Origin of the sequence: Sphingomonas sp. Leaf30 (assembly GCF_001422525.1) — a bacterium.
GTDB lineage: Bacteria > Pseudomonadota > Alphaproteobacteria > Sphingomonadales > Sphingomonadaceae > Sphingomonas > Sphingomonas aerolata.
This window is the reverse complement of record NZ_LMKZ01000018.1, coordinates 448,140-463,008: the sequence shown is the minus strand read 5'-3', so window position 1 is coordinate 463,008 and position 14,869 is coordinate 448,140. Positions and strand designations below refer to the sequence as shown.

Sequence of the window (14,869 nt, the reverse complement as noted above, 5' to 3'; positions counted from 1 at the left end):
ACCGTGTCAGCGGCGGTTGGCGTTGAACGCGGCCTTCTCGGCCTCGGTGGCGCGACGCGGCGCGGATTCGAGTTGGGGCAGCCGTAAGGGCGGACGTGACGGGTCGCGCCGGGTGGTCGTGGCGTCGGCGCTTGCCGCGCGGCGCGGGGTGGGCATCGGCGCGGCCGCGGGCGGTGCTGATGGCGGGGCATCCTGCAGCGCATAGGCCTTGGCCTCAACGGCCGCGAGACGGCCCTTGAGCAGGTCGATCTCGACCGTCTCGGGCGTGGTCTGCATCTCCGCGAGCGATTTTTCGAGCGCCTCAATACGCTTTTCGGCAATCGAGAGGCGGACGGACTCTTCGGTCCGGGCAATATCCTGCTCGACGCGCTGGGTCTCGGTGCGCCTGAAATCGGCATCACGCCGTGCCATCGGGTCGCGGCTGTCCGTATCAGCGCCCCCGCGCGCCCAGCGTGGCGGATCGCAAGCCGACAATGCCAGGGGCAGTGCGAGCGACGGGACGATCAGGGCGCAGCATCGGATGATACGGGTCATGCCCCAGCCCTACACGGCGCGGCCTTGGAACGTCTATCGCCCGATACCGGGCGACAGAGGTTGCGGGGGCGGCGCGACCGCCGCCCCCGCGCTTAACTCAGTTGCTGTCCGAGTTGTCGTCGTCATTTTCCTTGTCGATGACGAGATATGCGACACCGGCGATCACGCCTGCGCCGATGACCAGCGGTGCGAAGCTGTCCGCAGCGACCTTGCTCGAGCGCTTGGTGGCAGTGCCGGCGCGAGCCGACGACGCGACCGACAGCGACTGTGCAGCGTTGCCGGTGAAAGGTGCTGCGCTCGCCGCGACGGGGAGGGCAGTCATGGCAAGCGCGGCTGCGCCAAGGATCAATGTCTTCATAAAATTCGCTTTCTCGAGAACGAACTCGGCTAAGAACCACCGCCCTAACGACTGCATTGGTAAAGCGTTCCTAATTCAAATTAAGGACAAGAAGGACTCGTACCGCTCCCGCGTGTCTGTCGCGACGGCGACGTGCAATCGGTCGCGGCCCGGCCGGGTGGTTGATTCCGGTCGTCCCATCACCATTTTTCAGCCTGAATTCTTCTGTATCGACGACGATACGTCACCCGAAAATGGTATGATCATGGCAACCGCATTCGTCACGCCCGACCCCCTTGCTGCGACCTTGTCGCGGGCCTCGGCTGCGCTCGCACGCCCGAAGGCGGCGCAGGCGGGTCGCGAGGATATCGCGATGATCAAGGCTGCGGCGTCGCTGACGCGCGACCTGCATGCGGCGCGCCCGATCGTCTACTGGACCGATCTGATCGCGTCGGCGGGTCTCGGCTATGCGGGCATGGCGGTGGCGATCGTCGCGACGCCGCTCTGGGCCAAGCTGCTCGGCGCGGTCGTCGCGGTGCTCGCGCTGTACCGCGCGCTCAGCTTCATCCACGAACTGTCGCACATGAAGCCGAACGCCGTGCGTGGCTTCACCGCCGGGTGGAACATCCTGTTCGGCGTGCCGGTGATGATGCCGTCGCTGATGTACGAGGGCGTCCATACGCTGCATCACGCCAAGACGCGCTACGGCACGAACCGCGATCCGGAATATATGCCGCTCGCCCGCGGGCCGGCGGCGACGCTCGCGATCTTCGTGCTGGTGTCGGCGCTGCTGCCGATCGGCCTGATCCTGCGCTACGGCGTGCTTGCGCCGCTGTCGCTGCTGTCGCCCAAGCTGCGCGAGATCGTCGTCACGCGCTATTCCGCGCTCGCGATCAACCCGCAGTTTCGCCGCAAGCCGCCCGAGGGCGCCGCGCTGCGCAGCTGGCGGATCTGGGAGACCGCGGCGAGCATCTGGGCGATCAGCTTCGTCGTGCTGACCGCGACCGGCGTGTTCCCGCTTGCCGCGTCGCTCACCTTCCTCGCGATCATCTCGGCGATTGCGGTGCTCAACCAGGTCCGCACGCTGGTCGCGCATCTGTGGGAGAATGAGGGCGATGCGATGAGCATCACCGACCAGTATCTCGACAGCGTCAACGTGCCGCCGCCGGGCCTGCTCGCCGAGATCTGGGCGCCGGTCGGCTTGCGCTATCACGCGCTGCACCATCTGCTGCCGGGGCTGCCCTATCATGCGCTGCCCGAGGCGCATCGCCGCTTGACGGGCGAGCTTGGTGACGGGTCCTCCTATCACCACGCCAATTACTCGACGCTGTCGGGGCTGATCGTCAATCTGGTCAAGGCGTGCCGCAAGGCGGTGCGCGGCTGATCACGCCGGTATCGCTTCGCCGATCATCACGGTAAGCCCCCGCCCGGGCAGCACCCTGCCCGCGGCGGAGGCTCTACGTGTTACCCAAACTCTACCATCAGTGGATCGACTGGGTCGGCGACGGCACCGGGTTGCCCGACACCATCCTGCACATCCATGCGGGCATGGCGTTGCTGATGATCGCACGGCTGATCACGCGGCGTTCGTTCGGCACCTTCATCCCCTGGACGGTGGTCGCGGCGGGCGAGGCGTTCAACGAGATCATGGACCGGCTGAACTACGGGTCGTGGCGCTGGGACGACACGCTGGTCGATGTCGCGAACACGATGTTCTGGCCGACCGTCATCTGCCTCGGCGTCCGCCTGCGGCCGATCATCGCGCGGCGCGGCTAGCGCCGGACGACTTGCGGTCCCTCCCTCTTCCCGTTCCTCCCGAGTAGCTGCTGAGCGAAGTCGAAGCGGCGTATCGAAGGACAGGTTGGCGGATGAAACCTGTGCTTCGATACGAGCCCTCGATACGCCCCTTCGGGGCTACTCGATCTCTACTCAGCACGAACGGGAGAGCGGGCCTCAGGCGGCCTTGGCGAGGTCGATATAGCGCTGGAGGTGATGATCCTCGTCGCCGAGCTGGTGGTCGATCATCACCAGCCGCTTGGCATAATGCGACACCGCATATTCCCAGGTCATGCCGATCCCGCCGTGGAGCTGGATCGATTCCTCCGCGACCAGCGCGCCCGTCCGGCCGATCGTGTACTTCGCCGCCGCCAGCGCCCGCGCGCGCGCGGTCGCGTCGTCGCCGTCGAACGCCGCCGCCGCGTTGATCACCGCGGACTGCGCCTGTTCGATCTCGAGCAGCACGGTCGCCATGCGGTGCTGGAGCGCCTGGAACTTGCCGATCGGCACGCCGAACTGCTTGCGGTCGCGCAGATAGCCGAGCGTCGCCTCCTTGACGAACGCCATCGCACCAAGCGCCTCGGCGGACAGCGCGAGCAGCCCCGCCTCGATCGCCGCGTCGACGATCGCACGCCCCTGCCCGTCCGTGCCGATCCGGGCGTCCGGGCCAAGCGCGACGCCGTCGAACGTCACCTCACCCGCGCCGCCGCCCTCGACGACGCTGTAGCGGCGGACCGACACCCCGGCGGCATCGGCGGGGACGAGCAGGACGAGCGGGTCGCCCGGCTGTTCGACGCTGACGACGAAGACCGATGCGGCGCCTGCCTGGTGCACGACCGCCTTGGTGCCGCTGAGCGTCCAGCCGTCGCCGTCGCGCGTTGCGGTCACGGGCGCTTGTGCATCCTCGTGCGCGAAGGCGGCGATCGTTTCACCCGCGACGATCTGCGCCAGCACCGCGTCGTGCCCGCCCGCCGCGGCGAGCGCGCGGCCGGCCATCAGCGCGCCGAGGAACGGCTCGACCACCAGCGCCCGGCCGAGCGCCTCGAACACCACCATGATGTCGAACCCGCTGCCGCCGAACCCGCCCGCGGCCTCGTCGAACAGCGCGGAGACGATGCCGAGCTCGGTCAGCTGCTGCCAGACGGAGGGGTCATAGCCCGCCTCACCATAGGCACCAGCGTTGCGCGTCTCGATCGGATAGCCGTCGCGGAGTGCCCGGACGAGCGTGTCGGCCAGCATCCGGCGGTCATCGCTATGCTCGAAGTTCATATGCTCAGAGACCCAATATGGCTTTGGAAATGATGTTCTTCTGGATCTCGTTGGATCCACCGAAGATCGACAGCTTGCGGTTGTTGAAATAGCTCGGCGATGCGGTCGCGGCATCGTCGGGCCCGACCGGCTCGCCATTCCACCCCGCCTCGAGCGCCTCGGGGATATAGGGCGCGGCATAGGAGCCATAGGCGCGCCGCGTCAGCGCGGTGATCTCCTGGCGGATCTCGGTCCCCTTGATCTTGAGCATCGAGCTTTCCGCGCCCGGCGCGCCGCCGCCCGCCACCGCCGCGACGACGCGCAAATTGGTGGTCTGCATGTTGGCGAGGTCGATCTCGACGCGCGCCATCCGCGCCGCGAACAGCGGATCGTCGGCGAGCGGGCGGCCATTCTTCGTCTGCGTCCGCGCAACCGTCTTCAGCTGCTCGAACGACGCGATCGAGAAGCCGACGCCCGCGATGTTGGTCCGCTCATAGGTCAGCAGATATTTGGCGTAGGTCCAGCCGTCATTCTCGGTACCGACCAGATTCTCGACCGGCACCTCGACATCGGTGAAGAACACCTCGTTCACCTCCTGCTCGCCGTCGATCAGCGTGATCGGGCGGACCTCGATGCCGGGGGTCTTCATGTCGATCAGCAGGAAGCTGATCCCCTCCTGCTTCTTGGCGGCGGGATCGGTGCGGACGAGGCAGAAGATCATGTCGGCATGCTGGCCCAGCGTCGTCCAGGTCTTCTGCCCGTTGACGACATAGACCTCGCGGCCATTCCGCGTCTCGCGCACCGCGGTGGTCTTGAGCCCCGCGAGATCGGAGCCGGCGCCGGGCTCCGAATAGCCCTGGCACCACCAGTCGGAGCCGTCGAGGATGCGCGGCAGCCAGTGGCGCTTCTGCTCTTCCGAGCCGTATTTGATCAGCACCGGCCCCAGCATGTTGACGCCGAACGGCACGACGCGCGGCGCGTGCGCGAGCGCGGATTCATTGTCGAAGATGAACCGTTGGATCACGCTCCAGCCCGGCCCGCCCCATTCGCGCGGCCAGTGATTGGCAAGCCAGCCGCGCTCGTTGAGGATCGCGTGCCATTCCTCCATGTCGGCCTTGCGCAGCCGGCGGCCCTCGCGGACCAGCGTCGAGAGACGCGCGGGGAGTTTTTCGCGGAAGAAGTCGCGCACCTCCTCGCGGAAGGCCTCTTCGTCGGGTGTGAAGCTCAGATCCATGACCATGTGACTCCTGATGATGGAGCCCATGTGCCACAGTCGATCACGAAATTGAAGGACCGGTATGGTCGGAAGGACGGAAAATACGGGTGGGTGCGACGCAGGTTAATCCTGACGGTATTGCCTGCGCCGCCGCCCCCCGCCCGGTCAGAAGCGGTAGCTGAGCCAGCCGGCGAGGAAGTCCGAGTTCTTGTACCCGGCGCGGGTCAGTGACGACCCCGCGATCAGATGCTCGTAACGGCCGGTGAAGGACAGCCGCGACGAGATCGGATAGACTACCTGGAAACGGATCGTGTCGGCGATCTTGCTGCCCGACACATTCTGCGTCCCGGCAAAGGCGCTGCCATTGGCGCGGTACACCGCGTCATTCTGCGAATCGCGCCACGACAGCTGATATTCCGCGGTCAGGCGCAGCTTGTCGAGCACGGTGAAGCTGACGTTCGGCGCGACCGCGATCAGGTTGGTCGGCGTCGCGAACAGCTGATAGCTGTAATAGATGTTGTTGCCGAACGGTGCGAGCGCGGTGCGCAGCGTGCCGTTCCCGTAGGCACCACCACCGCTGGCATAATCAGCGTGGAAGCCGACGCGCGGTGCGTTGCGCCCCTTGCCCAGCTTGTAGGTCTGCGCGAGCAGGATCAGCCACGCCTTGATCGAGCGGTTGTCATAGCTGCCGGCCTGATAATTGACGGTCCAGTCGAGATTGACCGGCCCCGCATCGCCCCAGAAATGCAGGCCGTAGAAATTGCGGACCTCGCGCGCATTGTCCGTGCCCCAGACCGCGTTGCGGTTGCGCAGCCGCCAGAGGAACGGATCGAGATAGAGCTTCGACCCGCCGAACAGCGTGTCGGGCAGGACGACACCGGTCGAGATGCCCGAGAAGCGCCGTGCGCTTTCCGCATCGTCGTCGCGCGTGCCCTGCGTGCCGTAGGCGGTCGGCTTGAAGTCGAACACGTCGGCGCGCACGCCCGCGGTCCGCGCCCAGGCGCGAAAGCCGTTGAACCCGAAATACAGCGTGTTGTTGTCGCGCGGCACGACCATCAGGTTCGGACCGTCAGCAAAGGTCTGGCGACCATAGCGCACCCCGACATCGACATCGGCGACGGTGCCCGTCAGGTCGACGAACGCCTGCTGCACCGCGAGCTTGTTGCGCAGGTTCGGCAGCACGTTGCCGAGATTTTCACCCTCGAGCGTGCCGTGCGCGACTTCGCCATAGAAGCGCAGATGCTCGCCGACATGCAGGTCCGCGCCGCCGAACAGGCGAAGGATGTCCTGCCGCTGTGCCTCGCTGTCGCGCAGATTGGGGTTGGTGGTGTGGTTGACGCGCAACCGCGCCTCGCCCGACAGCGTCAGGTAGACGTCGCCGTCGCCCGCGATCGAGATGAATTTCAGCTGGTCGATGATGTCCTTGCGCTTGGCGGGGTCGCGCAGTTTCGACCAGTCCTCCGCCCAGCGTGACTGGTTGTAGCCGCCCGCGGTGACGCCGTCGCCGACCGCGGCATTGGGATAGCTCTCGGCGATCGGCGAGGCCGCGCTGGTGCCGGCCGCGTCCTTGGACACGGGACCAAGCCGTTCGCGCGCCTTGGGCGGTGCACTCTCGGGAGCAGCCTGTTGCGGCGCGGCCTGGGCGAGCGCCATTGCGGGAAGGGTCGCGACGGCAAAGCCGGCCGCATGGCGCACGCGGCGCATCATCATCGAGGTCATAAAAGCTATCCGGTACTGGTCGCGGGGCCGGCCAACGCCGGCCCCGTCGGGATCATGCGGCAGGAGCGGCGGCGGTCGTGATCGGTGCCGGTGCGAGTTCGGGCAGCTGGCCCGACAGCGCCGCGTTCAGCTTGTCGCGGTCGAGCGCACCTTCCCAGCGGGCGACGACGATCGTCGCGACCGCGTTGCCGATGAAGTTGGTCAGGCTGCGGCACTCGCTCATGAAGCGGTCGACGCCGAGGATCAGCGCCATGCCCGCGATCGGCACGGTCGGCACGATCGACAGCGTGGCCGCCAGCGTGATGAAGCCCGCACCGGTGACGCCAGCGGCGCCCTTGGACGAGATCATCGCGACGACGAGCAGCAGCAGTTCCTGGCCCAGCGTCAGGTCGGTGTTCGTCGCCTGTGCGATGAACAGCGCGGCCAGCGTCATGTAGATGTTGGTACCGTCGAGGTTGAACGAATAACCGGTCGGCACAACCAAACCGACGACCGACTTCTCGCAGCCCGCAGCCTCCATCTTCTGGATCAGGTTCGGAAGCGCGGCCTCCGACGACGAGGTGCCGAGCACCAGCAGCAATTCGGCCTTCAGATACTTGATCAGCTTGAAGATCGAGAAGCCCGTGAGGCGTGCGACGGTGCCGAGGATGACGACGACGAACAGCGCCGCGGTCAGGTAGAAGGTCGCGACCAGCGCGCCGAGATTGGCGAGGCTGCCGATCCCGTATTTGCCGATCGTGAACGCGATGGCGCCGAACGCACCCAGCGGGGCGGCGCGCATCAGGATGCCGACCAGCTTGAAGACGATCAGGCTGAGACGCTCGAGGAAGTTCAGCACGGGCTTGGCAGGCTCGCCGACCAGGCTCAGCGAAATGCCGAACAGGATCGCGATCAGCAGGATCTGCAGGATGTTGCCGTCGGTGAACGCGCTGACCATCGTGTCCGGGATGATGCTCATCAGGAACCCGGTGATCGTCGTCTCATGCGCCTTGACCGTATAGTCGGCGATGCCCTTGGTATCGAGCGAGGCGGCGTCGATGTTCATCCCCGCGCCCGGCTGGACGACATTGGCGACGATCAGGCCGACGATCAGTGCGAGCGTCGAGAAGAACAGAAAATAGGCGAACGCCTTGCCCGCGACGCGGCCGACCGCGCCCAGTTCCTTCATCCCGGCGATACCGGTGACGAGCGTCAGGAAGATCACCGGGGCGATGATCATCTTCACGAGCTTGATGAACGCGTCGCCGAGCGGCTTCAGCGCCGCGCCGTACGTCGGATAGAAATGCCCGAGCGCTGCACCCAGCGCGATCGCGATCAGCACCTGGATATAAAGCTGGCTGGTCCAGCCTTTGCGCGCCGGCGTTTCCGCGACCGCATATGTCTGGGATGGTAGGGTCAACATCGCCTCCTGAAAGTCTCGTCCACTCACGCGGGACGTTAGTGAGGGCGGTAATGCCGGGCCGGACCCCGGACTACAAGTGATCACGTCAAGTGCGTCAAACCCTTGGATTCGCGTGAGTTTGCTCCGTACCGTTGCTTCGAATGTGCGGAAAATGCACATTTTTGCCGATGGCGTCACGCGAATGTGTGTGATAATCCGCACAGATGAGACGGACTCGATCCTCGCTGGTGACGACCGCGTTGGCGGTGCTGATGGCGTTCGCGGCGCTTGGCGTGATCGTCTCGGTGGTCGCCTCCGTCTATGGCCGGCGGACGGTGGCGGATGCGACCGCCGCGGTCCGGCTGCGGGCGATGCAACAGACGCGCAGCAACCTGCGGCTGCTCGAGGCGGAGCTGCAGACCTATCGCCTGCTCCCCGTCATGCTCGGCGAATATACCGATGTCCGCGCGGCCCTCGCGTCGGGCACGGTCGATCCGGCGCTCAATGCCAAGCTCGCGCTGCTCGCGGCGCGCACCGGTGCACCGGTCATCTATGCGCTCGATACACAGGGCATGACGATCGCTGCGTCGAATGCGGACCGCCCCGACAGCTTTCTCGGCCATGATTATCGCTACCGCGACTATTTCACCAAGGCGATGGCCTCGGGCGCGACCGAGTTCTTCGCGCTGGGCAGCGTCAGCGGACGCCCCGGCCTCTATCTCTCGCGACGGATCGACCGCGCAGGACGGCCGCTTGGCGTCGTCGTCGTCAAGGTCGAGTTCGACCGCATCGCGCAGGCCTGGATCCAGGATCACATGGCGACCTTCGTCGTCGATGCAGACGGCGTGATCCTGATCTCCAGCGATCCGCGACTCGAATTCCACACGACACGCGCGCTGTCCCCTGCACGGCGTCGGACACTCGCGCAGACGCGGCAGTTCGGCACGCTGCCGCTGCTCCGCGCACCACTGACGCTGGCGGACGACCGGTCGCGCCTTGGCGACGGGACGCCCGCGGTGACGGTGTCGCTGCCCGTGCCGATCGCGGGCTGGCATCTGGTTCATATGGAGCCGCTCGACGCGGCGCTGCGCAGCGCGGCGGTGCGAACGCGCTCGGCGACGACGATTGCCGCACTGGCGACGATCGCGGCGATGCTCGGCGCATGGTGGCTGCACCAGCGCCGCAAGCGCAACGCGGGTGCGCGTGCCGAACTCGAGGCCGAGGTCGCACGCCGCACCGCCGAGCTCAGCGCCACCGCCGACCGGCTGCAGATCGAGGTCGAACAGCGCGAGGCCGCCGACCAGCGCTTCCGCCAGGCGCGCGAGGAGCTCGCCCATGCCAACCGCGTCGGCTCGATCGGCACGATCACCGCGAGCGTCGCGCATGAGATCAACCAGCCGGTCGCCGCGATCCGCACCTTTGCCGACAATGCCGCCGCGTTCCTCGCGCGCGACGAACCCGCGCGCGCCGCGACCAACCTCCAGGCGATCGTCGAGCTGACCAGCCGGATCGGCACGATCACCGCGGGGCTGCGCCGCTATGCCAGGCGCGGCGCGGGCTCGATCGGCCCGGTTGCGCTCGACGCGGCGATCGATGGCGTCCGCCTGCTGATCGGCGACCGGTTCCGGGCGAAGGGCGTGACGCTCGACCTGCCGAGCGGGCCCGAGGCGCGGCTGACAGTGATCGCCGGCCGCGTCCGCCTCGAACAGGTGCTCGTCAACCTGCTCCAGAACGCGCTCGACGCGGTTGCCGAGCGGCCCGATGCGCGCGTCGACGTCACCGTCGGGCGCAAGGGCCGCGACGTCGTGCTGACCGTTGCCGACAACGGCCCCGGCATCGATCCCGGCATCGCCGACGACCTGTTCACCCCGTTCGCGACGAGCAAGACCGACGGCCTCGGCCTCGGGCTCGGCATCGCGCGCGACATCATGACCGAGTTCGGCGGCACGCTCGACCTCGTCCCTGCTCCACGAGGCGCCGTCTTCCGCATGATCCTGGTAAAAGCATGAGCGAGCAGAGCGTCCTGCTCGTCGACGACGACGACGTGCTGCGCGGTGCGCTCGAACAGTCGTTCGAACTCGCCGGGATCGCGGTGATTGCCGAGCGCGATCCGACCGTTGCGCTCGCGCGGATCGATGCGGGGTTCGACGGCGCGGTGGTGTCGGACATCCGCATGCCGAAGATGGACGGGCTGGAGCTGTTCCGCCGCATCGCCGCGATCGACCACGAGATCCCGGTGCTGCTGATGACCGGCCACGGCGACGTCGCGATGGCGGTCGCAGCCCTCAAGAACGGTGCGTTCGACTTCATCCCCAAGCCGTTTGCGACCGATCACCTGATCGCGGGCGCGAGGCGTGCGCTCGAGATGCGCCGCCTCGTCCTCGACAATCGCCGGCTGCGCGCCGCCGCCGAGGAGACGATCGGCGCCGAACCGCTGATCGGCGAGACCCCGGTGATGGTCCGGCTGCGCGAGACGATGCGCCAGATCGCGCAGGCCGATATCGACGTTCTGGTCGAGGGCGAGACCGGCACCGGCAAGGAACTCGTCGCGGTGCTGCTCCACCGCTGGAGCAACCGCCGGTCGCGGCCGTTCGTCGCGGTCAACTGCGCCGCGCTGCCCGAGGCGGTCGCGGAGATCGAGCTGTTCGGCCATGACGGCGATTCGCGCCTGCCCCGCACCGGCCGGATCGAGGCGTCGAACCGCGGCACGCTGTTCCTCGACGAGATCGAGAGCACCTTGCCCGCGGCCCAGGCCAAGCTGCTCCGCGTGCTCGAGGAACGCGAGGTGATGCCGGTCGGCGGCGACCTGCCCCGCGCGCTCGACCTGCGCGTGATCGCCGCGGCGAAACCCGGGCTCGATCAGGCGGTCGAGGATGGCCGGTTCCGCGCCGAACTGCTGTTCCGGCTCGATGCAGTGCGGCTGCGCATTCCGCCGTTGCGCGAACGGCGCGACGACGTGCCGCTGCTGTTCGGGCATCTGCTGCACCAGGCCGCCGAGCGGTTCGGGCGCGAGGTGCCGACGATCGACACCGCGACGCTCGCCTATCTCGGCCAGCATGACTGGCCGGGCAATGTCCGCGAGCTCGACAATCTGGCGAAACGGCTGGTGCTGCGCGTCGAGGCGGATGCGCCGGCGGACGAGGATGGCGACCTGCCGCTCCCCGCGCGTGTCGACAAGTTCGAGGAAGCGACGATCCGCGCGACGTTGCACCAGGTCAGCGGCGACGTCCGCTCCGCGCTCGCCGCGCTCGGCATCCCGCGCAAGACCTTCTACGACAAGCTGAAACGCCACGAGATCGACGTCGAGGCCTATCGCCCGACCAAGGGGTGACGGGCCCGACCCCGTTCGCCCTGAGTGAAGTCGAAGGGGAGGCCGGGACTACCGGCAACGCCCCAACCCCGTTCGCCCTGAGCGAAGTCGAAGAGCAGGCCGAGACTACCGGTAACGCCCCCAACTCCGTTCGCCCTGAGCGAAGTCGAAGGGCAGGCCGCGCGCGCAGGTGCTTCGACTTCGCTCAGCACGAACGGACGGGGGTTCGGTACGCGGGTACGGGACGTCAGGTCGGAATGACCGGCACCACCCCGCCCTGCCGCGTCGCCACGAACCGCGCGAGCGGCGGTCCGATCAGCAGCACGCCCAGGAACCGCATCACCTGCAACGCCATCACGAACGGCACGTCGACCGGGCTCGACGCGGCGATGATCGCGACCGAATCCATCCCGCCGGGGCTCGACGCGAGATAGGCGGTGACCGGGTCGATCCCCGCCCAGCGTGTCAGCGCCGCCGCGATCCCGCCGCAGAACAGGATGAGCAGCCCGACCGACAGCAGGATCCGCGGCATCGCCTTGCCCGCCACGCGGAGCGTATCGCGCGTGAACGACAGCCCGATCTTCCACCCGACCACCGCATAGCTGATCGCGAGCAGCCATTGCGGCAGCACCGGCTGCGCGATCCCGGTGACGTTGAGTACCCCGCCCAGCACGAGCGGTCCGAGCAACGCGCCCGCGGGCAGGCGCAGCTTGACGCCAAGAGTCGCGCCGAGGCCGGCAATCGCCACCGTCCGCAGCACCGCGATCGGATCGACGCCCACGAACCACGCCGCGGCCGGATGGTGCCCGCTGCCGCCGCCGACCATCACCGCCGCCAGCACCGAGGCGACGACTGCGACGCACACGACGCGCGTATAGGTCATCACCGCGACCAGCCGCGAGTCCGCGCCGTACGCCTGCGCCATCAGCACCATCGCGCTGGCGGCACCCGGCGTCGAACCCCATACCGCGACCGTGCCCGGCAGCACCTGCCAGCGGCTGAGCAGATAGCCGAGCACACTGCTGGCCGCGAGCGTCGCGACATTGACCGCAAGGAACACCGGCCAGTGCTGCGCGACGGTCGCGACGATTCCCGTGGTGATCGACCCCGCGATCAGCGTCCCCACCGCCGCCTGTGCGCCGCGAAAGGCGAGGATCGGCACCCCCAGCGACCAGCCGCGCACCGCGAGCACGACCGCCGCGATCATCGGTCCGAGCAACAGCCCCGCGGGCAATCCGATCCATTCCAGCGCCCCCGCCACCAGCGCCGACAGCGCGACCAGCAGAGCCCAGCGCCAGATCATGCCTTGGTCGCGAACCAGATCACGTGACGCGCGCCGCCCTTGCGCGTCGCGCGCGCGACGACCTCGTCGACCACGAACCCCGCCTCGTCGAGCCGGCGGGCGAACGGCTTGCTCGGCGCCGACGACCAGACCGCGAGCACCCCGCCCGGCCGCAGCGCGGCACGCGCCCGCGCCAGCCCCGAAGCGCCGTAGAGCCGGTCGTTCCCCGGCCGCGAAATCCCGTCGGGACCATTGTCGACGTCGAGCAGGATCGCATCCCACTCCCCGTCTGCGATCGCCGCGGCGACATCGCCCTCGAAGATCCGCGTCCGCGGGTCGGTCAGGCTGTCGCCGTGCAGCGCCGCCATCGGCCCGCGCGCCCATTCGACCACCGCGGGCACGATCTCGGCGACCGCCACCTCGGCATCGGGCCCCAGCCGCGCGAGTGCTGCGCGCAGCGTGAAGCCCATGCCGAGCCCGCCGATCAGCATCCGCACGCCCGGCCGCGCGCCGATCCGGTCGCACGCCTGCTCCGCCAGTGCCTCCTCCGACCCGCTCAGCCGGCTGTTCATCAGCTCGTTCGCGCCGAGCATGATCGAGAATTCCGCGCCGCGCTGGAGCAGCCGCAACTCGCCGCCGCCCGGCACCTGCGCCGTCCCGAGAAGAACCCGCGGGATCATGCAGACCACGCCGCGATGTCGTCCTGCTCGCCGATCAGCGCAAGGCCGTGCGCGATCGAGGTCAGCTCGCCGCCGCTCATGATCGCCGCCTCGCCGAACCGCTCGACGAAGATCTGCCGCACCCGCGGGATCAGCGACGATCCGCCGGTCAGGAACACGCGGTCGATATCGCCGCCGCCGACCTTCGCCGCGACCAGCGCGCTGTCGACCGTCGCCTCGATCCGCGCGACATCGTCGGCGATCCAGCCCTCGAACTGCGCGCGCGTCACCTCCGCCTCGATCTCCAGCCCCGCGCCCGCAAAGTGGAAATGCGCGTCCTCGCCCTGCGACAAGGCCCGTTTCAGCGTGCCGACCGCGTCGTACAGCGGATAGCCGAGCTCGTTCTCGATCACCGCGATCATCCGCCCGATCGCATCGGGGTCGATCGCGGTCTTCTGCAACCGCTCGAGCTCGGTCATCGTCTTGCGGTTGCGCATCAGCGCGAGCCTGGACCAGTCCGCGAAATCGGCGAAATAGGCGCGCGGGATCTCCAGCTCCTTGCCGAACGACCTGTACGCGCCGCCCTTGCCCAGCATCGGCAGCACCAGCCGGTCGAGGATCCGGTAGTCGAACCGGTCGCCCGCAATGCCGATGCCCGCATGGCCGAGCGGCGTGCAGCGTCGCGCCGAGCCCGGCTCGGCGACGCGCACGACCGAGAAGTCGCTCGTACCGCCACCGAAATCGGCGACCAGGATCGTCGCGGGTTCGGTCAACCGCGTCGCATAGCTGTACGCCGCACCAAGCGGTTCGTAGACATAATGGATCTCGGCGCCGAAACCCTTGAACATCGCGTCGTAGCGCGTCCGCGCCAGCGCCTCGTCGGGCCGCGCACCGGCATATTCGACCGGTCGGCCGACGACGATCCGCTGCGGCCGTGTGTCGAGCCTGCCGCCCGCATGCGCGATCAGCTTGTCGAGGAACAGGTTGCCCATCTCCTCGAAGCGATAGCGCTTGTCGAAGACCGAGGCCTGCTCGAACGTCTTCATCGCCGCGACCGACTTGAACGACTGGATGAACCGGCTGTCGAGCGGATATTCCATATATTCCGCGATCGCCCACGGCCCCGCATCGACCGCGAGCCCCTTGCCGCTGTCGTCCTGCCAGAAGCAGAGCGCGGAGCGGAACACCGGGCTGGTCTCGGCGGGGGCGGCGAAGGTCACGAGCTCGGGCGTGCCCCCGGGCGTCCCGAGCGCCACGACGCTGTTGGTCGTGCCGAAGTCGAGCCCCAGGGCGGGACTCGCGGCTGGCGTTTGCATGAAGGTCTCCGGGAGCGGGTGGCGCCTGCCTATGCCGACCGGGGCCCCGGGATGGCAACCGGTAAAGTCGCGTGCGACGCGTCTTCGCGCT

General features: G+C 68.0%; 13 protein-coding genes. 4 read left to right on the top strand and 9 right to left on the bottom strand.

Annotated features, from left to right (window positions below; translation table 11 throughout):
• Positions 1-6: 6 nt before the first annotated feature.
• Both ASE89_RS15820 and ASE89_RS15815 read right to left on the bottom strand, forming a co-directional pair.
• Positions 7-534 carry a hypothetical protein gene (locus tag ASE89_RS15820; protein ID WP_056679609.1) on the bottom strand — a complete coding sequence of 176 codons (528 nt, stop codon included), beginning with the start codon at positions 532-534 and terminating at the stop codon, positions 7-9.
• Between the two features lie 97 nt (positions 535-631).
• Positions 632-892 carry a hypothetical protein gene (locus tag ASE89_RS15815; RefSeq protein WP_056679606.1) on the bottom strand — a complete coding sequence of 87 codons (261 nt, stop codon included), beginning with the start codon at positions 890-892 and terminating at the stop codon, positions 632-634.
• Between the two features lie 244 nt (positions 893-1,136).
• Here ASE89_RS15815 and ASE89_RS15810 point away from each other — a divergent pair, with 244 nt between their 5' ends.
• Positions 1,137-2,255 (top strand): fatty acid desaturase family protein, encoded by a 1,119-nt coding sequence (locus ASE89_RS15810; protein ID WP_156363517.1) that lies wholly within the window; start codon positions 1,137-1,139, stop codon positions 2,253-2,255.
• 77 nt (positions 2,256-2,332) lie between these two features.
• Positions 2,333-2,647: a hypothetical protein gene (locus tag ASE89_RS15805; protein ID WP_031393859.1), complete on the top strand. Its 315-nt coding sequence runs from the start codon at positions 2,333-2,335 to the stop codon at positions 2,645-2,647.
• Positions 2,648-2,824: 177 nt separating this feature from the next.
• Here the strand turns inward: ASE89_RS15805 and ASE89_RS15800 are convergent, their stop codons facing one another.
• The 4 genes from ASE89_RS15800 to ASE89_RS15785 form a co-directional block, all read right to left on the bottom strand.
• The gene (locus ASE89_RS15800; protein WP_056679599.1) at positions 2,825-3,916 is read right to left on the bottom strand and encodes an acyl-CoA dehydrogenase family protein; all 1,092 of its coding nucleotides are present in this window, start codon (positions 3,914-3,916) and stop codon (positions 2,825-2,827) included.
• 4 nt (positions 3,917-3,920) lie between these two features.
• On the bottom strand, positions 3,921-5,129 hold the full coding sequence (locus ASE89_RS15795; RefSeq protein ID WP_056679595.1) for an acyl-CoA dehydrogenase family protein: 1,209 nt from the start codon (positions 5,127-5,129) through the stop codon (positions 3,921-3,923).
• Positions 5,130-5,276: 147 nt separating this feature from the next.
• Entirely contained in the window at positions 5,277-6,821 is a 1,545-nt protein-coding gene (locus tag ASE89_RS15790; RefSeq protein WP_443024358.1) for an alginate export family protein, read from the bottom strand.
• A gap of 61 nt (positions 6,822-6,882) precedes the next feature.
• On the bottom strand, positions 6,883-8,229 hold the full coding sequence (locus tag ASE89_RS15785) for a dicarboxylate/amino acid:cation symporter (RefSeq protein WP_260171256.1): 1,347 nt from the start codon (positions 8,227-8,229) through the stop codon (positions 6,883-6,885).
• Positions 8,230-8,459: 230 nt separating this feature from the next.
• Between ASE89_RS15785 and ASE89_RS15780 the strand changes: the two genes are divergently transcribed.
• Positions 8,460-10,220, top strand: coding sequence for a sensor histidine kinase (locus ASE89_RS15780; RefSeq protein ID WP_056679588.1), 1,761 nt, complete (start codon positions 8,460-8,462; stop codon positions 10,218-10,220).
• On the top strand, positions 10,217-11,542 hold the full coding sequence (locus tag ASE89_RS15775) for a sigma-54-dependent transcriptional regulator (RefSeq protein ID WP_056679585.1): 1,326 nt from the start codon (positions 10,217-10,219) through the stop codon (positions 11,540-11,542). The genes ASE89_RS15780 and ASE89_RS15775 overlap by 4 nt, the downstream gene beginning before the upstream one ends.
• A gap of 226 nt (positions 11,543-11,768) precedes the next feature.
• On the opposite strand, the gene ASE89_RS15770 is transcribed toward ASE89_RS15775, so the two are convergent.
• Genes ASE89_RS15770 through ASE89_RS15760 form a run of 3 tightly spaced genes read right to left on the bottom strand, consistent with a single transcriptional unit; the run spans position 11,769 to position 14,778 of the window.
• Positions 11,769-12,824 carry an AbrB family transcriptional regulator gene (locus ASE89_RS15770; protein WP_056679581.1) on the bottom strand — a complete coding sequence of 352 codons (1,056 nt, stop codon included), beginning with the start codon at positions 12,822-12,824 and terminating at the stop codon, positions 11,769-11,771.
• Positions 12,821-13,483 (bottom strand): spermidine synthase, encoded by a 663-nt coding sequence (locus tag ASE89_RS15765; RefSeq protein ID WP_056679578.1) that lies wholly within the window; start codon positions 13,481-13,483, stop codon positions 12,821-12,823. The genes ASE89_RS15770 and ASE89_RS15765 overlap by 4 nt, the downstream gene beginning before the upstream one ends.
• Positions 13,480-14,778 (bottom strand): Hsp70 family protein, encoded by a 1,299-nt coding sequence (locus tag ASE89_RS15760; protein WP_056679575.1) that lies wholly within the window; start codon positions 14,776-14,778, stop codon positions 13,480-13,482. Before ASE89_RS15760 ends, ASE89_RS15765 begins: the two co-directional genes overlap by 4 nt.
• Positions 14,779-14,869 lie beyond the last annotated feature (91 nt).